The sequence below is a fragment of the Microbacterium sp. NPDC080220 genome, from assembly GCF_040686395.1.
GTDB lineage: Bacteria > Actinomycetota > Actinomycetes > Actinomycetales > Microbacteriaceae > Microbacterium > Microbacterium gawkjiense.
On record NZ_JBFBOP010000003.1, the window covers coordinates 90,930 to 112,170 of the forward strand.

18 protein-coding genes, 1 pseudogene and 1 riboswitch are annotated in these 21,241 nt (G+C 71.9%); of the genes and pseudogenes, 9 read left to right on the plus strand and 10 right to left on the minus strand.

The window, feature by feature from the left end:
• Nucleotide 1: 1 nt before the first annotated feature.
• Entirely contained in the window at nucleotides 2-1,138 is a 1,137-nt protein-coding gene (locus AB0P29_RS06315) for an ROK family transcriptional regulator (RefSeq protein ID WP_064001299.1), read from the plus strand.
• A 386-nt stretch (nucleotides 1,139-1,524) separates the two neighbouring features.
• Here AB0P29_RS06315 and nagA read toward each other — a convergent pair whose 3' ends face one another.
• The gene (nagA, locus tag AB0P29_RS06320; protein WP_363379106.1) at nucleotides 1,525-2,673 is read right to left on the minus strand and encodes an N-acetylglucosamine-6-phosphate deacetylase; all 1,149 of its coding nucleotides are present in this window, start codon (nucleotides 2,671-2,673) and stop codon (nucleotides 1,525-1,527) included.
• The gene (locus AB0P29_RS06325; RefSeq protein ID WP_363379107.1) at nucleotides 2,661-4,139 is read right to left on the minus strand and encodes a family 20 glycosylhydrolase; all 1,479 of its coding nucleotides are present in this window, start codon (nucleotides 4,137-4,139) and stop codon (nucleotides 2,661-2,663) included. The genes nagA and AB0P29_RS06325 overlap by 13 nt, the downstream gene beginning before the upstream one ends.
• A 67-nt stretch (nucleotides 4,140-4,206) precedes the next feature.
• Nucleotides 4,207-4,290, plus strand: a riboswitch (ZMP/ZTP riboswitch).
• Nucleotides 4,291-4,328: 38 nt separating this feature from the next.
• On the opposite strand from AB0P29_RS06325, the gene glyA reads away from it, so the two are divergent.
• Both glyA and AB0P29_RS06335 read left to right on the plus strand, forming a co-directional pair.
• Nucleotides 4,329-5,603, plus strand: coding sequence for a serine hydroxymethyltransferase (gene glyA / locus AB0P29_RS06330; RefSeq protein WP_363379108.1), 1,275 nt, complete (start codon nucleotides 4,329-4,331; stop codon nucleotides 5,601-5,603).
• A 124-nt stretch (nucleotides 5,604-5,727) separates the two neighbouring features.
• Complete coding sequence (locus tag AB0P29_RS06335; protein WP_363379109.1) at nucleotides 5,728-6,618, plus strand: bifunctional methylenetetrahydrofolate dehydrogenase/methenyltetrahydrofolate cyclohydrolase; 891 nt, start codon at nucleotides 5,728-5,730, stop codon at nucleotides 6,616-6,618.
• 204 nt (nucleotides 6,619-6,822) lie between these two features.
• Here AB0P29_RS06335 and AB0P29_RS06340 read toward each other — a convergent pair whose 3' ends face one another.
• The 3 genes from AB0P29_RS06340 to AB0P29_RS06350 are packed head-to-tail and all read right to left on the minus strand — an operon-like array spanning nucleotide 6,823 to nucleotide 9,280.
• A complete protein-coding gene (locus AB0P29_RS06340; RefSeq protein WP_363379110.1) occupies nucleotides 6,823-7,557 on the minus strand; it encodes an amino acid ABC transporter ATP-binding protein in 735 nt (244 codons plus the stop codon).
• On the minus strand, nucleotides 7,554-8,399 hold the full coding sequence (locus AB0P29_RS06345) for an amino acid ABC transporter permease (RefSeq protein ID WP_363379111.1): 846 nt from the start codon (nucleotides 8,397-8,399) through the stop codon (nucleotides 7,554-7,556). The genes AB0P29_RS06340 and AB0P29_RS06345 overlap by 4 nt, the downstream gene beginning before the upstream one ends.
• A gap of 20 nt (nucleotides 8,400-8,419) precedes the next feature.
• Nucleotides 8,420-9,280: an ABC transporter substrate-binding protein gene (locus AB0P29_RS06350; protein WP_217531640.1), complete on the minus strand. Its 861-nt coding sequence runs from the start codon at nucleotides 9,278-9,280 to the stop codon at nucleotides 8,420-8,422.
• A 179-nt stretch (nucleotides 9,281-9,459) separates the two neighbouring features.
• Here AB0P29_RS06350 and AB0P29_RS06355 point away from each other — a divergent pair, with 179 nt between their 5' ends.
• The 3 genes and pseudogenes from AB0P29_RS06355 to AB0P29_RS06365 all read left to right on the plus strand — a co-directional run bounded on the left by AB0P29_RS06355 (nucleotide 9,460) and on the right by AB0P29_RS06365 (nucleotide 11,416).
• Entirely contained in the window at nucleotides 9,460-10,254 is a 795-nt protein-coding gene (locus AB0P29_RS06355) for an NAD(P)H-binding protein (RefSeq protein WP_363379112.1), read from the plus strand.
• 64 nt (nucleotides 10,255-10,318) lie between these two features.
• Nucleotides 10,319-11,150: pseudogene (locus AB0P29_RS06360) on the plus strand (squalene cyclase).
• A gap of 23 nt (nucleotides 11,151-11,173) precedes the next feature.
• Nucleotides 11,174-11,416 (plus strand): PLD nuclease N-terminal domain-containing protein, encoded by a 243-nt coding sequence (locus AB0P29_RS06365; protein WP_363379113.1) that lies wholly within the window; start codon nucleotides 11,174-11,176, stop codon nucleotides 11,414-11,416.
• Nucleotides 11,417-11,427: 11 nt separating this feature from the next.
• On the opposite strand, the gene AB0P29_RS06370 is transcribed toward AB0P29_RS06365, so the two are convergent.
• Complete coding sequence (locus AB0P29_RS06370) at nucleotides 11,428-13,086, minus strand: thiamine pyrophosphate-binding protein (protein ID WP_363379114.1); 1,659 nt, start codon at nucleotides 13,084-13,086, stop codon at nucleotides 11,428-11,430.
• Between the two features lie 170 nt (nucleotides 13,087-13,256).
• Between AB0P29_RS06370 and AB0P29_RS06375 the strand changes: the two genes are divergently transcribed.
• Nucleotides 13,257-13,601, plus strand: a complete 345-nt coding sequence (locus AB0P29_RS06375; RefSeq protein WP_064001314.1) for a DUF6054 family protein — start codon at nucleotides 13,257-13,259, stop codon at nucleotides 13,599-13,601.
• A gap of 248 nt (nucleotides 13,602-13,849) precedes the next feature.
• A complete protein-coding gene (locus tag AB0P29_RS06380; RefSeq protein WP_363379291.1) occupies nucleotides 13,850-14,005 on the plus strand; it encodes a CsbD family protein in 156 nt (51 codons plus the stop codon).
• Between the two features lie 96 nt (nucleotides 14,006-14,101).
• Here the strand turns inward: AB0P29_RS06380 and efeB are convergent, their stop codons facing one another.
• The 4 genes from efeB to AB0P29_RS06400 form a co-directional block, all read right to left on the minus strand.
• Nucleotides 14,102-15,412, minus strand: a complete 1,311-nt coding sequence (gene efeB, locus AB0P29_RS06385) for an iron uptake transporter deferrochelatase/peroxidase subunit (RefSeq protein WP_363379115.1) — start codon at nucleotides 15,410-15,412, stop codon at nucleotides 14,102-14,104.
• Nucleotides 15,409-16,638 carry an iron uptake system protein EfeO gene (efeO, locus tag AB0P29_RS06390; RefSeq protein WP_363379116.1) on the minus strand — a complete coding sequence of 410 codons (1,230 nt, stop codon included), beginning with the start codon at nucleotides 16,636-16,638 and terminating at the stop codon, nucleotides 15,409-15,411. The genes efeB and efeO overlap by 4 nt, the downstream gene beginning before the upstream one ends.
• On the minus strand, nucleotides 16,635-17,573 hold the full coding sequence (gene efeU / locus AB0P29_RS06395; protein ID WP_363379117.1) for an iron uptake transporter permease EfeU: 939 nt from the start codon (nucleotides 17,571-17,573) through the stop codon (nucleotides 16,635-16,637). Before efeU ends, efeO begins: the two co-directional genes overlap by 4 nt.
• A 151-nt stretch (nucleotides 17,574-17,724) precedes the next feature.
• Nucleotides 17,725-19,158, minus strand: coding sequence for a helix-turn-helix domain-containing protein (locus tag AB0P29_RS06400; protein WP_363379118.1), 1,434 nt, complete (start codon nucleotides 19,156-19,158; stop codon nucleotides 17,725-17,727).
• 110 nt (nucleotides 19,159-19,268) lie between these two features.
• On the opposite strand from AB0P29_RS06400, the gene AB0P29_RS06405 reads away from it, so the two are divergent.
• The gene (locus AB0P29_RS06405) at nucleotides 19,269-21,170 is read left to right on the plus strand and encodes a phosphoenolpyruvate carboxykinase (GTP) (RefSeq protein WP_363379119.1); all 1,902 of its coding nucleotides are present in this window, start codon (nucleotides 19,269-19,271) and stop codon (nucleotides 21,168-21,170) included.
• Nucleotides 21,171-21,241: the final 71 nt, after the last annotated feature.

Consider the following 21,241-nt stretch of genomic DNA (forward strand, 5'->3'; position numbering starts at 1 on the left):
CATGTCGACCCCGACGCGACCCGCCCCCGCGACCCGCAGCCGCCGCACCGCCGGCAAGATCCTGCCCGAGCACGCCCGCGCCCACAACCGCGCGCTCGTGCTCCAGGCGCTCTTCACGCAGGGCGCCATGAGCCGCGCCGACCTCGCCCGCGAGACCGGCCTCACCCGCGTCACGATCTCGGACCTCGTCGCCGGCCTCATCGACGACGGCTACGTGATCGAGCAGGGGGTGCGCGAGGCATCCGGTCCCGGAAAACCGGCGATCCTCGTCGACATCGACCGCGACGGCCACCGCATCGCCGGGCTCGACCTGTCGGGCAGCGAGCAGTTCGCGGGCGCCGTGCTCACCCTCGACGGCGAGATCGTCGCCCGGCACGCCGTCGACGTACCCGCCGACCGCAGCGACGTCTTCGCCGCGATCGTCCGCCTCGCGCGCGACGTCATCGCCGACGCGCACGCGCCGGTGCTCGGCCTCGGCGTCGGCACGCCCGGTGTCGTCGACGACCGCGGCGTCGTGCTCGCGGCGCCCGGATTCGGGTGGACGGACGTCGATCTCGCCGGGCAGCTCGAGGCCGAGCTCGGTCTCCCCGTCCTCGTCGCCAACGACGCGAACGCGGCCGTCCTCGCCGAGCACACGTTCGGGGGAGCGGGCGACGACGTCATCCTCGTCCGGGTCGGCCGCGGTGTCGGTGCGGGGCTCCTCACCGGCGGCGAGCCGCTTGCCGGCGCCCGCTTCGCCGCGGGCGAGATCGGCCACGTGACGGTCGGCACCGACGGCGGCCCCGCGTGCGCCTGCGGCAAGATCGGATGCCTCGAGGCCTGGCTCGCGGTCCCCGCCCTCACCGAGCGGCTCGCCGCCGCGGACGACCCGCAGGGGGTGCTCCGCGACGCCGGCGAGCGCCTCGGCATCGCCCTCGCGCCGATCGTCGGCGCCCTCGATCTGTCGGAGATCGCCCTCTCCGGCCCCGCCGACCTGCTCGGCGGCACCCTCGCCGAGGCTGCCGCCGAGACGGTACGCACCCGGACCCTCGCCACGTTCCACGACGGGCTCCAGGTGCGCATGTCGACCCATAGCGAGGACATCGTCCTGCGCGGTGCGGCCGTCATGGTCCTGTCCGGCCGTCTCGGCGTGTCCTGAAAGCGCCGAATTCGCCGACCTGACCGTCTGGCTCCTCAGCACCGATACCCCCCAGGACGCGCGCGACGACCTTGAGGAGACCTTCGAGGAGCAGAACGACGGGTGGACCCTCACGATCCGAGGAGAAGACCTGGGCCGACACGGCTGAAGGGTACGACGCCGCGCTGTCGTCCAGCGATGCGCCCGACATCGTCGAGGTGGGCAACACCCCGGCGCCCGGCGCTCCTGGCGGGCGCGACCGCGGTGACCGGGGTCTGAGGCGGGCCGCGGTACCGAATTCAGTCCCCGCGCGCCGCTCACGGTCCAAACGGCCCACGGGTGCCTGATCCGGGACGACGATGCGAACCCCGCGGACTGCGTACGGAACGCGCTGAGCGGATGCCGCGTCAGACCGTGCCGGCGAACACCCGCCGCACCTGCAGATCGGCGTCGAGCAGCACCGCGTCGGCGACGGCGCCGACGGCGAGCGAGCCGAGCTCCGGCCGGCCGATCGTGCGCGCCGGCGTCGAGGTCAGGGCCGTGACCGCGTCCGGCAGCGCGACCCCCGCCGCGACGGCGGTGCGGAGAGCGGCGTCCTGCGTGAGCGTCGACCCCGCGATCGTGCCGTCCGGGAGCCGCGCGACGCCCGCCTGCACCGTGACGGACAGCGATCCCAGGCGGTAGGTCCCGTCGGTCGCCCCGGCGGCGGCCATCGCGTCGGTCACGAGCGCGATGCGGGCGGGGGCGGCGGCGAAGAGGATGCGGATGACGTCGGGGTGCACGTGCACGCCGTCCGCGATGACCTCGATCGTCACGCGCGGGTCACCGGTCGCCGCGCCCACCGGCCCGGGGGCGCGGTGGTGCAGGCCGGGCATCGCGTTGAAGGCATGTGTGACCAGCGTGGCCCCCGCCTCGAACGCGTCGCGGGTGAGGTCGGCGTCGGCGGAGGTGTGACCCACCGCGACGACAACGCCCGCGGCGGTAAGGCGTGCGATCGCGTCGAGCCCGCCGGGCAGCTCGGGGGCGAGGGTCACCTGCACGAGCGAGCCGCGCGCGGCGGCGATCAGCGCCTCGATCGCGTCGGGTGTCGGGTGAACGAGAAGTGCGGGGTCGTGCGCGCCGTGGTGACCCGGGTCGAGGAACGGTCCCTCCAGGTGCGCGCCGAGGACCGAGGCATCCGTCTCCGCCAGATCCGCGATGACTCCGAGGCGGGTCTGCAGATCCGCCGGCGAGCCGGCGACGAGGGAGACGACGGCGCGGGTCGTGCCGTGGGCGAGGTGCAGCGCGCGGGCCGCGAGGATCGCGTCGCGCCCCTCCTCGTGCGCCCGGCCGCCGCCGCCGTGGCCGTGCAGGTCGACGAAGCCGGGCGTGAGCAGCGCCGCGTCGCCGGCGACCTCCCGCGCGTCGACGACCTCGTCCGCGTCGAGCCCGCGCCAGGCGTCACCTGTGCCGGATGCCGCGACCCGGCCGGCCACGACGCGGATCCACGCGTCCGGGGTCTCGGTGCCGCCGTCGACGAGTCGGACCGAGTGGACGATGCGGCTCAGGTCGTCCACGGGACCTCCTCCAGAGCGGGGAAGCGGATGCCGAGGGTCGTCCACAGCGGTCCGAGACCGCCGACCCGGCTGCGGAAGGACGCCCACGAGCGCTCCGCGCCCGACGCGGGCGACCAGGCGATCTCCGCCGCGGCCGCGATGCGGGGGAACGCGAGGGCGTCGATGTCCTCGAGGGTCGCGACGGTCTCGGTCCACAGGGGCGCCTCGACGCCGAGGATCGCCGCCTCGTCGACACCGTCCACGACACGGGTCGGCTCCCAGTCGTACGCACGGGCGAGGCTCGTCGGACCGTTCGCCCAGGTGAACCCCAGCGGGGAGTCTGCGATGGGCTTCATGTCGAGGTAGACCGCGTCGGCGGGCGACAGGATGAGCCGGCCGCCCCGCTCGGCGAACGCGCGCGCGTGCCGGGCCGCGGCATCCGTCGGCGAGACGAAGCCCCAGAACTGGCCGACCGTGCCGGGCGCGAGACCCGCCGCGGCGCCGGCCTCGTGCCAGGCGACCGGGGTCTTGCCGAGCGCCGTGATCGCGGCGCTGGCGGACGCGACGAAACGCGCGAAGTCCTCGGGCGTCGTGCCGAGCGACTCGTCGCCGCCGAAGTGCAGCCACGGGCCGGGGGTGAGCTCGGCGAGCTCGGCGAACACGTCGCGCACGAAGGCATCCGTCGCCTCCTCGCCGATGCGCAGCGACGAGAACCCGACGCCGATCCCGGTGTAGGGCGCGCCGGCGACCGGCGTCGACCCCTCGGTGATGACCTCGACGGCCGGGGCCTCTGCGAGTTCGGGGTACGCGAGCCCGACGGCGTGCGTGTGGCCGGGCATGTCGAACTCGGGCACGACCGTCATGTGCCGGGATGCTGCATACGCGACGATCGCGCGGTAGTCGTCCTGCGTGTAGTACCCGCCGGGGGCGCCGCCGACGGCGGTGGCCGACGCCTTCGCGGTGAGCTCGGGGCGCGAGCGCAGCTCGAGCCGCCAGCCCTGATCGTCCGACAGGTGCAGGTGCAGGACGTTGAGCTTGAGGGATGCCGCACGGTCGATGTACGCCCGCACGGTGTCGAGGTCGTGGAAGTGCCGTGCGACGTCGAGCATGACGCCCCGGTACGCGAACCGCGGGCCGTCGACGATCCGCACGGCGGGGACGACCCACGCGCCGCCGTCGCGTCCGACCAGCTGGACGAGGGTCTGCACGCCGTAGAAGAGGCCCGCGGCATCCGCTCCGGTGATCCGGATGCCGGTGGTCGACGCCTCGAGTCGGTACGACTCCGCCGGGCCCGACCCGTCGACCGCCAGTGCGATGCCGTCGCCCGTGCCGAGGTCGAGTCCCGTGCGGGTCCGGACGAGCGCACGCAGGTGCGCGGCGGCATCCGGATCGCCCGTCACCGCCGCCCCCGTCAGCGCGAATGGGGCGCCGTCCGCGACGGCGACGTCTGCGGGAAGGGGCACGAGGGGGAGGGGGAGCACCGCCACCGCCGTTCTGTAAGGTGTCCTAACAAAACCGATCGGGCCAGCCTAGCAGCGGCGGCATCCGTTATGCTCGCAGTGTCGCGACTGGCGTTGAGGTGGGCTACCACCGGGGAGCGATTGACACGGCATTCGACCGCGCGCCTGGGCCGATGCGAGATTCCTCATCCCGAAAGCCGTCGTCAGGAGATCGTCATGACCGATTCGCTGTTCAACGCCCCCCTCTCCGAGGTCGATCCTGAGATCGCCGATGTGCTCGAGCGCGAGCTCGACCGCCAGCGCGGGTTTCTCGAGATGATCGCCTCCGAGAACTTCGTTCCCGTCTCGGTGCTGCAGTCGCAGGGCTCCGTCCTCACCAACAAGTACGCCGAGGGCTACCCCGGTCGCCGCTACTACGGCGGCTGCGAGGTCGTCGACGTCGCCGAGGAGCTCGCCATCGAGCGCGCCAAGGCGCTGTTCGGCGCCGAGTTCGCGAACGTCCAGCCGCACTCGGGCGCCTCGGCCAACGCCGCCGTCCTGCACGCGATCGCTCGCCCCGGCGACACGCTGCTCGGCCTCTCGCTCGACCACGGCGGCCACCTGACCCACGGCATGAAGATCAACTTCTCGGGCCGTCTCTACAACATCGTCGCGTACGGCGTCGACGCCGAGACCTCGCTCGTCGACATGGACGAGGTGCGGCGTCTCGCCCTCGAGCACAAGCCGAAGGTCATCATCGCTGGCTGGTCCGCCTACCCGCGTCAGCTCGACTTCGCCGCGTTCCGCGCGGTCGCCGACGAGGTCGGGGCACTCCTCTGGGTCGACATGGCGCACTTCGCCGGTCTCGTCGCGGCCGGCCTGCACCCCTCGCCCGTGCCGCACGCGCACGTCGTCTCGTCGACCGTGCACAAGACGATCGGCGGCCCCCGGTCGGGCTTCATCCTCACGAACGACGCCGACATCGCGAAGAAGATCAACTCGGCCGTCTTCCCGGGCCAGCAGGGCGGGCCGCTCATGCACGTCATCGCCGCCAAGGCGACCGCGTTCAAGCTCGCGGCATCCGACGCCTTCAAGGAGCGCCAGCAGCGCACCGTCTCGGGCGCGGCGATCCTCGCCGACCGGCTCTCGCAGCAGGACGTGAAGGATGCCGGCATCTCGGTCCGCTCCGGCGGCACCGACGTGCACCTCGTCCTCGTGGACCTCCGCGACGCGGCGATCGACGGCAAGCAGGCCGAGGACCTGCTCCACGAGATCCGGATCACCGTCAACCGCAACGCGGTCCCGAACGACCCGCGCCCGCCGATGGTCACGTCGGGGCTCCGCATCGGTACGCCGGCGCTCGCGACCCGCGGCTTCGGCGACGCCGAGTTCACCGAGGTCGCCGACGTCATCGCGCTCGCGCTGCAGCCGGGCGCGGACCTCGAGGCGCTGCGCGCGCGCGTCGCAACGCTCGCCGACGCCTTCCCGCTGTACCCCGGCCTCCAGCATTGACCCCCGGCATCCGGCCCCTCCTCCGCCCGCGAGACTGCACGCACGCCTCGAGACAGCGGTCTTGGACCGCAGTCTCGAGCTTTCCGTGCAGTCTCGCGGTCGAGGGGCGACGACAGGAGACACGATGACCGCGCAGATCCTCGACGGCAAGGCGGCCTCGGCCGCGATCAAGACCGAGCTGGCGGAGCGAGTGGCCGTGCTCAAGGAGCACGGTGTGACGCCCGGGATCGCCACCGTGCTCGTGGGGGCGGACCCGGCATCCCAGCTCTACGTGGGGATGAAGCACCGGCAGTCCGAAGCGATCGGGATGAACTCGATCCAGCGGGAGCTTCCCGCCGACGCGACGCAGGAGCAGGTCGAGGCGCTGATCGACGAGCTCAACGCCGACCCGGCGTGCCACGGCTACATCGTGCAGCTGCCCCTGCCGAAGCACCTCGACACCGACCGGATCCTCGAGCGCATCGACCCGGAGAAGGATGCCGACGGCCTCCACCCGACGAACCTCGGCCGCCTGGTGCTCAACGTCAACACCCCGATCACCTCGCCGCTGCCGTGCACGCCGCGGGGCGTCATCGAGCTGCTGGTGCGCAACGGTTACGACCTGGCGGGCAAGCACGTCGTCGTCGTCGGCCGCGGTGTCACGATCGGGCGGTCGATCGGTCTGCTGCTCACGCGCCGCGAGTACAACGCGACCGTGACGCTCACCCACACCGGCACGACCGACCTCGGCGCGCACCTGCGCGAGGCCGACGTCATCGTGGCCGCAACCGGTGTGAAGCACATCGTCACCGCCGAGCACGTGAAGCCCGGCGCGGCGGTGCTCGACGTGGGCGTCACCCGCGAGGACGATCCCGAGACCGGCAAGAGCCGCGTCTACGGCGACGTGCACCCGGACGTCGCTGAGGTCGCCGGCTGGCTCTCGCCGAACCCCGGCGGCGTCGGCCCCATGACCGTCGCGCTCCTCATGACGAACGTCGTCGAGGTCGCCGAGCGCGCGGCGGGCCTGCGCGCCTGACGCGACGGCTGTGAACGAGGGATGCCGGGTGTCGCCCGGCATCCCTCGTTCACGTCTCGGAAGCCGCTCCCCTGTCGCAATCTGCGGAGGCGCGCGGCGTGTTGTGACAGGGGAGCCCTGGGGGTGGTGCCCGACGCCGCTCGCCTGTCGCAAACTGCGGGGGTGCGCGGCGTGTCGTGACAGGGGAGTGACCCGCGCGGGGCCTCAGGCGGTGAAGCGGGCGAGGAAGGCGCGGGTGCGCTCCTCGCGAGGATGCCGCAGCACCTCCGACGGCGGGCCCTGCTCCACGATCGTGCCGGCGTCGAGGAAGACGACGTGGTCGGCGACATCGCGGGCGAACGCCATCTCGTGCGTCGCCATGAGGATCGTCGCGCCCTCGGAGGCCAGATCGCGGACGAGCTCCAGGACCTCTCCGACGAGCTCGGGGTCGAGCGCGGACGTGATCTCGTCGAGCAGCAGCACCTCGGGGTCGGTGGCGATCGCGCGGGCGATCGCCACGCGCTGCTGCTGACCTCCCGACAGCCGGTCGGGGTGGTCCTTCGCCTTGTCGGCGAGGCCGACGCGGGCGAGCAGGTCGCGGGCGCGGCTCTCGGCCTCGCGCCGCGGCACCCGGTGCACGACGCGCGAGGCGAGCGTCACGTTGTCGAGCACGGACAGGTGCGGGAAGAGGTTGAAGCTCTGGAACACCGCGCCGAGCCGTGACCGCACGCGGTTGCCGTCTACGCGCGGGTCGGAGATGTCCTCGTCGCCGAGGAAGATCTGCCCGTCGTCGATGGGTTCGAGCAGTCCGAGGCAGCGCAGCAGCGTCGACTTGCCCGAGCCGCTCGCGCCGATGAGGGCGACGACCTCGTGCGCGGCGAGTGACACGTCGACGCCCTTCAGCACCTCGCGATCGCCGAAGGACTTGTGGATGCCGGTGGCTCGCAGGACCGCGCTCACAGCACCGATCCCGTCTGCTCGCGCTCGCGCAGCCGCGCCGTGTACCAGTCCGCGAGGCGGATCGTGGGGATCGCGAGCAGGATGAACAGGATGCCGGCGACGACGTACGGCGTGAAGTTGTACGTCGTCGCGGTCACCGATCGCGCCCCGGCGATCGCGTCGATCCCCGCGATGATCGAGATGAGTCCCACGTCCTTCTGCATCGAGATGAAGTCGTTCATGAGCGCCGGCGTCATCTTGCGCAGGGCCTGCGGCAGGACGACCCGGCGCAGGGTCTGCACGTGGCTGAGACCGAGGGCGCGGGCGGCGAGGCGCTGCGACGGGTGCACCGACTCGATTCCCGCGCGGATCACCTCGGCGACGTACGACGAGTAGGTGAGGGTCACCGCGAGCACACCGAGGAACAGCTCGTCGATCCGCTCGCCGACGATCGTCGGCAGACCGAACCCGACCAGGTAGAGGACGATGATGAACGGCAGGCCGCGGAACAGGTCGGTGTAGCCGGCCGCCAGCATCCTGACCGGGAAGAACACCGGGCCGCGAAGCGTCCGCAGCAACGCGATCACCAGCGCGACGCCGCCGACCGTGAAGAGCGAGATGCCGAGGACGGTGAGGTTGACGAGGAACCCGTCCCACACCTTGGGCAGCGCCTGCAGCGCGACGGCGGGGTCGAAGAAGCTCTGCTGGACCTTCGACCAGCCCTCGGTGTTGATCACCGTCGCCCAGACGACGACGGCGAAGACGAGGGTCGACGCGATGGCGATCAGCACGGATCGCCGTTCGCGGCCGCGCCGGTAGGCGCGACGGTCGAGCTCGAGCTCGCTCGGGATGCGGGTGGTCACGGATCGACGCTAGCGCGCCCTCACTGGAGCTCGGTGACGCCCTCGGTCAGACCCGAGAGCCATTTCTCCTCGAGGTCGGCGAGGGTGCCGTCCTCGCGGAGCTCGTCGACCGCGGCGCTGACGGCGGGGGTCAGCGGCGAGTCCTTCGCGAGGAGGAGGCCCCACTGGTCCTCGATGCCCGACTTCGGCAGCTCGCCGACGAAGAACGAGTTCTCGATGTAGAAGTTCACTGCGACGTAGGCGGTCGGGGTGTCGAGGACGACGGCGTCGACCTGGCCGGCGCTGAGGGCGGCGGTGGCGTCCTCGTTCGAGTTGTAGAGCTTCGGCTTCAGTCCGAGGTCGAGCGCGTCGAGGGTGAGGGCGCTCGTGGAGTTCGCCATTGCGCCGATCGTGATGTCCTTGAGCCCCGCGAGGTCGGTGACGCCCTCGGCCTTCCCGCCCTTGAGGGCGATCAGCGACTGGCTGGCGGAGTAGTAGGGCGAGGAGAAATCGACACCCTGCTTGCGCTCGTCGGTGATCGTGTACTGCTGGACGTTGAAGTCGAAGCTCTTCGGCCCCGGAGCGATCGCCGCGTCGAAGCTCGTCCGCACCCACTCGACGTCGTCCTTCGCGAAGCCGAGCTTGTCGGCGACGGCGTAGGCGACGGCGGCTTCGAAGCCTTCGCCGGACTCCGGGTCGTCGTCGATGACGTACGGCTCGTACGCGGTCTCGCCGGTCGCGATCGTGAGCTTGCCGGGGGTGACGTAGTCGTCGGGGGAGGGGCCTGCATCCGACGAGGACGAGGCGCTCGGCGCGGCGCTCGACGCGCAACCTCCGAGGAGCAGGGCGAGGGCGGCAGCGGATGCCGCGAGTGCGGTGCGCAGGGCGGGACGACGGGACATGAGGGCCTCCGGAGGCGCCGAGCAGGCTCGGTCGAGGGGGTTCGGGTGGCGACGCCGCGCGATCGGGCGGGTGCCGACCCTCATTCTCGCGCGGGGAGGGATGCCGCGGGCCCCGGAGCGTCGCTTTGTTACACGCCCGTCATCGCCGGGGGCCGGTGCGCGCTTGAGAGGATGACGGGGTGACTCCTTCTCGCACTCTCATCGTCGGGTCCGGTCGGATCGGCTCGCGTGTCGCGGCCGCGCTGCGCGACGCGGGCGGCGAGGTCTGGACACTGCGGCGGTCGGCGGCATCCGAGCCCGACCATCATCACATCGCGGCCGACCTCTCGCGTCCGCTGGAACGCCCGCTGCCGGCCGTCGACGCCGTCGTCGTGACACTGCCGCCCGGGGACGACGACTTCCTCGCTATGGCGGCGAGCCATCTCGCGGCGGCGCTCCCCGCGGCGCCGGGGCGGACGGTGTGGGTCTCGTCGACGCGCGTCTTCGAGGGGTACGGCGACGACCGCCCCCTGACCGAGACCGACGAGCCGCGCCCGGCGGGTCCGCGCGCGCAGCAGCTCGTCGACGGAGAGGTGCGCGCCGTCGACCTGCTGGACGCGGTCATCCTGCGGCCGGCCGGGATCTACGGGCCCGGGCGCGACCGCCTCATCCGCCAGGTGCAGGGCGGCGTGCCCGTCGACCACGAGCGCCGGACCAACCGCATCCACGAGACCGACGTCGTGCGGACGATCCTCGCCCTGCTCGCCGCGGACACCCCGCCGCGGGTGGTGCACGGCACGGACGAGCGCCCCGCCACGCTCGGCGAGGTCGTGACGTTCCTCGCCGGACGCCTCGGGGTACCGGTGCCGCCGCGCGGCGCACCGGGTGATCGGCGCGGCACCGTGCTCGACGGTGCGCTGCTGCGCTCGGTCGTCGGACCGCTCGCCTACCCGACGTTCGAGGACGGCTACGGCGAGATGCTCGCCGAGCGCTGACCGCCGCGGGAGCCCTGGGCGTCGACCCCTGGCCGGTGTCGGAGGCGCGCGGGAGGATGAGCGCATGAGCGTCGACCCCCGGATCGTGGACTGGCTGCGCGACTCCGACCCGTCGCTGCGATGGCAGGTCGAGCGCGACCTCGCGGGGGAGCCCGCCGAGGTGTGGCGGGCGACGCGCGCCCGCGTCGCGACGGAGGGCTACGGCGCGGCCCTGCTCGCGCAGCAGGGTGAGGACGGACAGTGGGAGGGCGGCGCGTACTTCCCGGCCGGGTTCTTCGGCAGCCCCGAATCGGAGATGCCGGGGCAGCCGTGGACGGCGACGACCTGGACGCTGAAGGATCTGCGCGAGTGGGGAGTCCCGGCATCCGCCCTCGGGGACACCGCTGACCAGCTCGACTCAGCTCGCCGACGGCGGGTGGAACTGCGAGGCCGAGGAGGGTGATTCCGTCCGCAGCTCGTTCCACTCGACCCTCAACGCCCTGCGGGGCATGCTCGCCTACGAGGAGTTCACGGGCGACACCGCCCTGCGCGACAGTCGCCGACGCGGTCAGGAGTATCTGCTCGAGCGCCGCTTGCTGTACCGGCTGTCGACCGGCGACCTCGTCGGACCCTTCGTGACGCAGTTCGTCTACCCGAACCGGCACCGTTACAGCGCACTCGCCGCCCTCGACCACCTCCGCGAGGCATCCCTGCACGACGGCGTCGCCCCCGACGAGCGACTCTCGGACGCCGTCGACCTGGTGCGGGCCGCGCAGCAGCCCGACGGGACGTGGCACCAGGGTCGCGTCCTCGAAGGGCGCCGCTGGTTCGATGTCGACGCTCCCGAGGGGCAGCCCTCGCGCTGGCTCACCTTCCTCGCGCTCCGCGCCCTGCAGTGGTGGGATGCCGCGCGGTGAGCGGACCGCGTAGGGTCGGGGACGTGATCGTCAACCCGCTGCTCCCGTCCGGCTACGACGTGGTCTGGTCGCTCGTCGCGGTGATCGTGGTCGCGCTGGCCGTCGTCGCGCTCGTGTCGCTCACGCGCGCAGGGCGAGGCTTCACGTCGGTGCAGGCGCTCGCCTGGGTCCTCGTGGTGCTGTTCATCCCGGTCCTCGGCCCCGTCGCCTGGCTCGCGGTCGGTCGGCGGGCCGGCCTCGAGGGCCGCCCCGACTCCCGCACCTGACGGTTCGCGCCTCAGCGCCGCAGGTTCACCTGCAGGATCTCCTCCTGGTACGGCGCGCGGACGGCGCCGGACACGCGCAGGTCCAGCAGGAGGAACGGGCGCTCGTCCGCGGGCAGCTCCCGCCAGTGTGCGAGCGCGTCGAGGTCGTCGAGGGTGCGCACGACGACGCCCTCGGCACCGACCGCGCGGGCAAGGCCGGCGAAGTCGACCTCGGGGATCTGCATCGGCCCGCGCGCCAGTCCCATCACCCCGTACAGGTGCACCTCGGCGCCGTACGCGCCGTCGTTCCACACGACCGCGAGGCCTCGGCCGCGGGCGACCCGGACGGCGGACTCGAGGTCGGCGATCGCCATGAGTCCGCCGCCGTCACCGGTCGTGAGAACGATCGTCGACTCGGGACGCGCCGTCGCCGCACCGGGGACCGATGGGAAGCCGAGCCCGATCGACTGATACGCGGTGCCGACCATCATCATCCGGTCGGGTGAGGCGACCGGCCAGAACATGTTGGCCCAGCCGATGAAGTGACCCCCGTCCGAGACGACGACGCGGTCCTCGGGCAGCAGCTCCGCGATGGCCGCCGCCGCGCTGCGGGGATCGAGCCGGCCGTCGGGGGCGATGCCGTCGCCGTGCTCCCGCGCGCGCAGTGCGGCGACGTCGACGCCTTCCCGCCAGCGCGACGCGCCGCCGCCGAGACGCTCGAGCTCGTCGGCGATCGCCCGCGCGGCGAGGGCGGCATCCGCCCGCAGGTACCGGCCGACCTGCGGATGCGTCGCCGCGGGTGCGACGTCGACCTGAACGATCGTCGCGTCGGGGGCGAACAGTTCGCCGAAGCGCATCGTGAACTGATTGAGCGAGGCGCCGAAGACGACGACGACGTCGGCCTCACGGACCGTCGCCATGGCCCCCTCGGCCCCGAAGCCACCCGTGACCCCCAGGTCGAACTCCGCGCGCGGGAAGATTCCCCGGCCGAGGGCGGTGGATGCCGTGAGCGCCCCGGCCGCGTCGGCGAGACGTCCGAGCTCGTCGCCGGCCCCCGCGGTCCACGCGCCCCGACCGGCGAGCAGCAGGGGGCGCTCCGCCGTGGCGAGCAGACGCGCGATCGCCGCGACGGTCGCCTCGGCGTGCGCACCGGTGGGTACGAGCGGGGCCGGCAGCACCGGATCGGGTGTCGCGGGGATCTCGCCCGCCTCGCGGCCGCCGACGTCGTAGGGGATCGCGAGGACGACGGGGATGCGGAACGACAGGGCGTGCTCGATGGCGATGACCGTCGTGGCCGCGGCATCCGTCCGTCCGACGGTGTAGGTCCGGACGCCGACCGCCGACGCGAGCGAGAGCTGGTCGACGTCCCACGGCCGCGGACCCGAGGTCGGTTCGTCGCCGACCACGAGCACGAGCGGCACACGCGCCTGCGCCGCCTCGGCGAGCGGGGTGAGCGTGTTCGTGAACCCGGCGCCGTAGGTGGCGGTCGCGGCGGCGAGCCCGCCCCCGGCCCGATGGTGCGCGTCGGCGGCGACGACCCCGCCCGCCTCGTGGCGGACGGCGGTGAAGGTGACGTCGTCGCGACGCTCGAGGGCATCGAGGACGAGGGCGTTGCCGTTGCCCATCACGCCGAAGACATGGTCGATGTGGGCGGCGAGGGCGGAGGCGACGTGGGCGGCGACGGTGGGCATGGATGCTCCTGGAGACGATGACGACGGATGCCGTATGTGTCTCGCTCCCCGCGGCGTCGCGGGTGGCTGCGTGCCCCTTTTCCGAGCACCAGGGTCGGTCGCGGCCCTGGACGGCATTCAGTGTAGCCACGACGCGTGCAGGAATCACGCCCGCGTGCCACACTGCGGTCATGCTGCAGACGATGGAGATCAGCCTCACCCCGTTCGACGCGGCACGCATCGTCCTCGACCACGTGCAGTCGTCGGGCATGACGGTCGAGTGCGTGGGGCAGCACGCCACGGCGACGGAGTCCGGTCATCAGATGGCGCTGCTGATCTTCGAGAAGTACTACATGCGCACGAGCAGTCGCGCGTCCCTCACGGTCGTGATCGAGAACCTCGCCGGCCCGACGAAGGCCGTCTTCCGCGGATCCGGCGGCGGCGAGGGGGCGCTGTTCCGCTTCGACTGGGGCGCGAGCGCCGACTTCGCCTCCAGCGTGATCGACGCACTCGAGCCGTACGCGACGTCGGCCTGAGCGGGCGGATGCCGAGATGACGGATGCCGCGACGGTCCGCGCGCACCGGCTCCGCTCGCACCTGCTCGCCTCGCCCGCGGCGAGCGTCGTGGAGGTCGCCGAGCAGCAACGCTCGAACGGGACGGTGTCGTCACCTCCGCGCGCCAGGCCGGCAGCATCCTGCTCGCGCTCTCCTTCCGGGGCGTCCTGGGTCTCGGCCCGTCGTCCCGAGCGGTGACGGTGTCGCCCGCGAGCAGTTCCTCGTAGCGCTGCCCGCCGCTCAGGACATCGCCGGCAAGGCGAAGGAAGCGATTGGCAAGGCCACCGACAACGACAAGCTCGTTGCGGAGGGCAAGGCCGACCAGACCACGGCCGACGCGAAGAAGGCCGGAGAGAACGTGAAGGACGCCTTCAACAAGGACTGACCTTCACGACCTCGCGCAATTTGGGCAGCGCGAGGATGCGGGGAGCACGTGGGGGCGTGCTCCCCGCCCTTCCGTGTGCGGAGCTGTTCTCCCTGATCAGGAGAACAGCTCCGCACCGATGTATGAGCCGGGGCGCGCACCGCGCGGAATCGCCCAGATCCCCGACGCCACATGACGCACGTACTCGTTCATCAGGTCCGTCGAGAGCGCTCGCTGCAGGGTGATGAACTGCTCGGGGGAGCGCTGGTAGGACAGGAAGAACAGCCCCGCGTCCAGTCGGCCGAGCGCGGTGTTGCCGTCCACGTAGTTGTAGCCGCGCCGCAGGATGCGGATCCCGTCGTTGAGGTCGGGATGCGCCAGGCGCACGTGCGAGGCCGCATCGATGGCGGGGGTGCCGGCGGCATCCTTCTTCGCGAAATCGGGCGCCGTCGTCTCGCGGCCGCCCGACAGGGGAGCGCCCTCGGACTTGTCGCGTCCGATGATGCGCTGCTGCTCCGAGAGGCGGACGCGGTCCCACGTCTCGATGAGCATGGCGACCTTGCGCGCCACGAGGTAGGAGCCGCCCGCCAGCCACGCGGGCTCGTCGTCCTCCGCGACCCAGACGTGGTCGGCGAGGGCGGTGGCGTCGTCCGCGAGGATGTTGGCGGTGCCGTCCTTGAACCCGAAGAGGTTCCGCGGCGTCGCCTGGGCGGCGGTCGTCTTGGATGTCTTGCCGAAGCCGAGCTGCGACCACCGGAGCCTGGCGCGACCGAACGCGATGCGACTGAGGTTGCGCACCGCATGGACGGCGACCTGCGGGTCGTCGGCGCACGCCTGGATGCACAAGTCGCCGTTGGACAGTGCCGGGTCCAGATCGTCGCCGAGGAAGGCGGGAAGCTTCGCGAGGCCCGCCGGGCGGAGCGCGGCGAGGCCGAACCGGTCCGTCCCGTCCGCAGCCTGGAAGAGGGTGGGGCCGAATCCGAACGTGATGGTGAGAGCGGATGCCGGGAGCCCGAGGGCCTCGCCCGTGTCGTCGGGCGGCGCCTCGGGCGACCCACCGACCGCACCCGTCGCGCTCACCTCGAGCCCCTGGGTCATCCGTGCCGCCGCATAGCTCCAGTCCTGCAGCAGCGATTGCAGGTCGGCGCGATCTGTCCCCTCCATCATGTCGAAGGACGCGAAGTGCAGGTGATCCTGCATGGGGGTCGTGATCCCGGCCTGGTGGTCGCCGGAGAAGGGGTGGACGGATGCCGCATCCGTGCCGGAGCGGCTGAGCGCGCCCGCGGCCCACGCGCCGCCGCCGGCTCCCAGGGCGATGCCCGCGGCGCCGACGCCGGCGGCGAGGCCGAACAGGCCCCGGCGGCTGAGCCCCGGACGCGGCGCGTCCTCAGGGCCCGGCGCCGCGGCGGTCGCCTCCTCGCCGGTCACTGCAGGACGGTCGCGGTCAGCTGCGACAGCGGTTCGGCGAGCGCGTTGAGGAGATCGGTCAGCGCGCGCTTGTCGTCGTCCGTCAGGGTCCCGTAGGCGACGAACCCGTCCTCCAGCGAGCCGTACGTCGCGAGTGCAGTCTCGAGGTCGTCGTAGCGCCCGGCGATCTCCGTCGTCAGTGCCTCCCCGTCGGATCCGGTGGCGGCGGCGAAATCCTGAACGAGCGAGAACGCCATCTTCGACCCGTCGACATTGGCGGCGAAGTCCGAGAGGTCGGTGCCCGACCACCAGTCCTCCTCGCCGGTGATCTTGCCGGTCGCGACCTCGTCCAGCAGAGCGATGGCCCCGTTGGAGATCCCGGCGACCCCCTGGGCGTCGAGAGCCTGCTGGAAGGCGTCCGAGTGGACGTAGTCGTTGAGCTCGGCCACGTCGGCGATGAGCTGATCGCCGAAGGCGGCGCGCTCCGCGGTCGTCGAGGGCGCCCAGTCCTGCCAGGCGGGGGTCTCGCCGTCCGCGTTCAGCGCATCCTTCGCCGGCACCCAGAGATCCTTCTCGATGCGGTGGAAGCCGGTCCAGTCGAGGCCCTCCGCGACGGCGTCGACCTCGCGGTAGTCGATCCGCGGGTCGAGGTCGCCGAGAGACTCCGCGACGGGCTCGATGCGCTCGTAGTACGCGCGGACCTTCGGGAACTGCGCGCGGGCCTCGTCGTCCTTCCCGGACTCGTAAGCGGTCACGAAGGTCTCGACGGCCGGCACGAGCTGCTCGACCTGATCCTTCACGAAGGCCGCGTAGAGAGCGACGGCCTTCTCCTTCTGCTCGGCGTCATCGCCGGTGGCCGCGACCGTGTCGCCTGTCACCGTGAAATCCGCACGGCCGATGCCCTCGCCCACCATCCCGGGCTTGCAGAGCGTCTTGTAGGCGCCCGGCTGGGCGACGACGGTCAGGGTGCGTTCCGCGCCGGGGGCGATGTTCTCCACTTCGCCGATGATCCGCAGGCCATCCTCGGCGAGGAGGTAGAACTCGCTCACCTGGGAGCTCTCGTTCGAGACCGCGAACGTCAGCGTCCCGCTGGCGGCCGTGGCAGCCGAGACCTCGCACGAGGTGTCGGTCGAGGTGACGGTCAGCGCGTCGGCCGACGCCGTCTCGGTCTTGGCGACGCAGCCCGAGAGGGCAACGGCGCCGACGGCGGCGAGGGCGACGACAGCGTGGGCGCGGATGCGGGTCATGATGCTCCTTGAGGTGCGGGGCGGGAGGTCACGGGGCGAGCGGATGCCGCTGCGTCGGGACGACGGCGACCCTTCAGGCCGCCGACGAAGAACGCGCCGACGACGGCCAGGTACAGAGCCCACGCGATCACCTGCAGCCAGGTCATCTCTGGCATGAAGCCGACGGTCGCCTGCAGGATCGCGGCGAGGGTGCCGCCGGGGGCGATCTGGGCGCTGAGGTCGAACGCCCAGCCGAAGGGGAACCCCGCCCAGCCGACGCCGACGGCGCCGGTCGCGGGATCGATCGTCGCGGCGGTGCCGAAGGGGCCGGGGAGGGCGCCCGCCTCCTGCAGGTCGTGGAACGCGTAGGCGAGCACGCCGGCAGCGACGATCACGAGGAAGCCGCCCGTCCAGGCGAAGAACCGGCGGAGGTTCAGGCGCACCATGCCGCGGGCGAGCAGCCAGCCGAGCACGGCGGCGACGGCGAGGCCGAGGAGGGCGCCGAGGAGGGCGGACGGCGCGTCGCCGAAGGACTGCACCATCGACCACAGCAGGAGCGTCGTCTCGATCCCCTCGCGGGCGACCGAGACGAAGCCGATCGCGACGACGCCCCAGAACCCGCCGAGGGCGAGGGCGCGGTCGACACCGCCCTCGAGGTGCGACTTCAGGGTGCGCGCGGTGCGCTGCATCCAGAAGATCATCCAGGTGACCATCGCGACGGCGAGGAGCGACAGGCTGCCCCCGATGAGCTCCAGCGCCTCGAACGTGAGGGCGTAGGCGCCGAAGGTGAGGACGGCGCCGATCCCGAGAGCGAGCACGATCGCCAGACCGACGCCCGCCCACAGGCGAGGGAGCACGTCACGACGGTCGATCCGGGTGAGGTAGGCGACGAGGATGCCGACCACGAGGGCGGCTTCGAGGCCTTCGCGGAGGCCCATCAGGAAGGTGGCGAGCACGGGATCTCTTCGGGTGTGCGGACGTGAGGCCGGTGCCGCTGCCCCGTCGCAGCCCTGGTCGAACGAACCGTTCAGGCCCGATGTCTATTTAGGTTAGGCGAACCTCACCGCGTGAGCGTACACCCGCGACGCTCGGCGATCAACACGACGCTCACGCGTGTCGGTCGAGGAACGCGTACACCTCGCCGTCGTCGACTCCGGGGAACATCCCGCGCGGCAGCGGCGAGAACATCTGCATGTGCACGCGGGCGCTCGGCCACGCCTTGCCCTGCCAGCGTTCGGTGAGGTCGGCGTCCGGCCGCCGGCAGCAGGCCTCGTCGGGGCACGTCGACGTGGCGCGCTTCTGCGTCTCGCGCCCCCGGAACCAGCGGGCGTCGTCGAAGGGAACGCCGACGGTGATCGAGAACTCGCCCTCGGCGGTCGTGCCGGTCTGACTCGAGCACCAGAAGGTGCCGCCGGGGGTGTCGGTGTACTGGTAGTGCTCGGTCGTGCGGTTCTGCTCGGCGAACGCCGAGCGCGCCGCGAACTTGCGACAGACGACCTGACCCTCGACCGAGCCGGTGACGTCCATGGGCAGCGGAAGTCCGTCATTCTCGTAGACGCGGTTGATGGCACCCGCCCCGTCGACGCGCAGGAAGTGCAGCGCGATGTCGAGGTGCTGCGTCAGGAGGTTCGTCAGTCGCATCCCGGCCGCCTCGTGCGTGACGCCGAACGCGTCGCGGAAATCCTCGACGGCCAGGTTGCGGTCCTTCTTCGCCTGCGACAGGAACGCGACGGATGCCGTCTCGGGCATGAGGCAGCACGCGGCGTAGTAGTTGATCTCGAGGCGCTGCTGCAGGAAGTCGGCGTAGTCCGTGGGCGGGGCGTGCCCGAGCAGGCGGTGCGCCATCGCCTGCAGGGCCATCGAGCGCAGGCCGTGTCCGCCGGGGATGGATGCCGGGGGCAGATAGATCCGGCCGTTCTCCAGGTCGGTGACCGAGCGAGCGGAGTGGGGGAGGTCGTTCGCATAGATCAGCTCGAAGCCCAGCTGTTCCGCCATGATGCTGACGGTGCGGTGGGTGAGCGCACCAGTCGTGTGGCCGGCTGCCTTCAGCTTCTTCTCCGCGAGCTTCTCGATGTCGGGCAGATAGTTGTTCTGCTCTCGCATCCGCAGTCGCAGTTCCGTGTTGGCGCGACGTGCCTCCTCCGGGGTCGCGATCGACTCGCGCTCCCGGCGCTCGAGTTCGCGGTGGAGCGCCAGGACCCCCTCGATCGTCTCGTCCGTCATCGTCTTGGTGACCTTGACCGGAGCCACGCCCAAGCGGCGGAAGACCGGGCTCTGCTGCGCGCGCTCGAGCTCGAGCTCGAGTGCGGCCCGCCGGTTCGGTGGCTCGTTCGAGAGCAGGTCGGTGACATCGGTCCCGGTCGCCGTCGCGATCGCCTGCAGGACCGACAGTTTCGGCTCGCGCTTGCCGTTCTCGATCAGGCTGAGCTGGCTGCCGGCGATGCCGACGATCGCCCCGAGCTCATCGAGTGTGTACCCGTGGGCCTGGCGCTGATGACGGATGCGGTGGCCGAGGGTCGAGAGCTGGAGGGGCGTCGCCATGATCTTGAGCTTAGCGAAAGATTCCAGATTCTTTACGTCAGACGTCCTGGAAAGCGCCGCGATCCATCCCTCACAGTGGAACCACGACCACCCCGACCGAGGAGCGCCGAATGGCCATCGCAGACCTGTTCACTCGCCCCACCCACACCGCCCCCACGCCCGCTGTGCACACAGCCGCGGCGGCGCCCACCGGCATCCGCCCCACCGTCACGGGTGAGGGCATGGCGGCCCTGCACGCCTGGGTCGACGAGATCGCCGCCCTCACGCAGCCCGCCCGCATCCACTGGGTCGACGGCTCCGCCGCCGAGAACGAGGCGCTCCTGCGCCAGCAGGTCGACGAGGGCAAGCTCATCAAGCTCAACCCCGAGTGGCGGCCCGGTTCGTACCTCGCCCGCTCGCACCCGAGCGACGTCGCCCGCACCGAGGCGCGCACCTTCATCGCGTCGGAGCGTGAAGAGGATGCCGGGCCCACCAACAACTGGATCGCGCCCGACGAGATCCGCGCCACCATCACGCCCCTGTTCGAGGGCAGCATGCGCGGTCGCACGATGTACGTCGTCCCGTTCTCGATGGGAGCCGTCGGCGGGCCGCTCTCGCACATCGGTGTGCAGGTCACCGACAGCGCCTACGCGGTCACCTCGATCGGGATCATGACGCGGGTCGGCGCGTCGGTGCTGGAGCAGATCGCCGACGGCAAGCCCTGGGTGAAGACGGTGCACTCCGTCGGCGCTCCGCTCGCGCCCGGCGAGCAGGACGCCGCCTGGCCCTGCAACGACGAGAAGTACATCGTGCACTTCCCCGAGACGCTCGAGGTGTGGTCCTTCGGCTCGGGCTACGGCGGCAACGCGATCCTCGCGAAGAAGTGCTTCGCGCTGCGCATCGCCTCGGTCCTCGGACGGGACGAGGGCTGGCTCGCCGAGCACATGCTACTCATCCGCGTCATCGACCCGGCGGGCAAGGCCTACCACGTCGCCGCCGCGTTCCCCTCGGCCTGCGGCAAGACGAACCTCGCCATGCTCCGCCCGACGATCCCGGGCTGGCGCGTCGAGACCCTCGGCGACGACATCGCGTGGCTGCGCCCGGGCGACGACGGACGCCTCTGGGCGATCAACCCCGAGGCCGGCTTCTTCGGCGTCGCGCCCGGCACCGGTGAGTCCACCAATGTGACGGCGGTCGACACGCTCTGGGGCAACACGATCTTCACGAACGTCGCGCTGCGCCCCGACGGCGACGTCTGGTGGGAGGGTCTCACCGACGAGGCGCCGGCCGAGCTCACCGACTGGGAGGGCAAGCCCTGGACCCCGGCATCCGGTCGTCCTGCGGCCCACCCGAATTCGCGCTTCACGGTCAGCGCGGACCAGTGCCCCCAGATCGCCGAGGACTGGGATGCCCCCGAGGGGGTGCCGCTCGACGCGATCCTCTTCGGCGGACGCCGCGCGACCAACGTGCCGCTCGTGGTCGAGGCGACCGACTGGACCCACGGCGTGTTCATGGGCTCGAACATCTCGTCGGAGCGCACCGCGGCCGCCGAGGGACTCGTCGGCGAGCTGCGCCGCGACCCGTTCGCCATGCTGCCGTTCTGCGGCTACAACATGGCCGACTACTTCGCCCACTGGCTGAAGGTCGGGCAGCAGCTGCGCTTCGACCGCGCTCCGCGCATCTTCCAGGTCAACTGGTTCCGCAAGGGATCCGACGGACGCTTCCTGTGGCCGGGCTTCGGCGACAACGCGCGCGTCATCGACTGGATCATCCGCCGGATCGACGGGTCCGTCGGCGCCGTCGACAGCCCCGTCGGACGCCTGCCGCGCACCGAGGACCTCAACCTCGCGGGTATCGAGGTGCCGCAGGCGGATCTCGACGAGCTGTTCGCGGTGGACCCGGCATCCTGGCTCGCCGAAGCCGACCTCACCGAGGAGTTCTACCGCACCTTCGGCGGCAAGGTCCCCGCGGCCCTGTACGCCGAGCTCGCCGCCCTCCGCTACCGCCTGCAGCGCACCCAGCCGCGCGCCTGACGCGCGACGTTTCGGCCGCCGACCCGACGCGAACGGCTGTTCCCGGATGCCGGGAGCCGCCGTTCGCGTCG

What these genes read in the sequence shown, in the direction of transcription:
- AB0P29_RS06315 (WP_064001299.1), top strand. Translation starts at nt 2, where the DNA reads ATGTCGACCCCGACGCGACCCGCCCCCGCGACCCGCAGCCGCCGCACC.
- glyA (WP_363379108.1), top strand. Translation starts at nt 4,329, where the DNA reads ATGACCGATTCGCTGTTCAACGCCCCCCTCTCCGAGGTCGATCCTGAG.
- AB0P29_RS06335 (WP_363379109.1), top strand. Translation starts at nt 5,728, where the DNA reads ATGACCGCGCAGATCCTCGACGGCAAGGCGGCCTCGGCCGCGATCAAG.
- AB0P29_RS06350 (WP_217531640.1), bottom strand. Translation starts at nt 9,280, where the DNA reads ATGTCCCGTCGTCCCGCCCTGCGCACCGCACTCGCGGCATCCGCTGCC.
- AB0P29_RS06370 (WP_363379114.1), bottom strand. Translation starts at nt 13,086, where the DNA reads ATGCCCACCGTCGCCGCCCACGTCGCCTCCGCCCTCGCCGCCCACATC.
- AB0P29_RS06375 (WP_064001314.1), top strand. Translation starts at nt 13,257, where the DNA reads ATGCTGCAGACGATGGAGATCAGCCTCACCCCGTTCGACGCGGCACGC.
- efeO (WP_363379116.1), bottom strand. Translation starts at nt 16,638, where the DNA reads ATGACCCGCATCCGCGCCCACGCTGTCGTCGCCCTCGCCGCCGTCGGC.
- AB0P29_RS06400 (WP_363379118.1), bottom strand. Translation starts at nt 19,158, where the DNA reads ATGGCGACGCCCCTCCAGCTCTCGACCCTCGGCCACCGCATCCGTCAT.
- AB0P29_RS06405 (WP_363379119.1), top strand. Translation starts at nt 19,269, where the DNA reads ATGGCCATCGCAGACCTGTTCACTCGCCCCACCCACACCGCCCCCACG.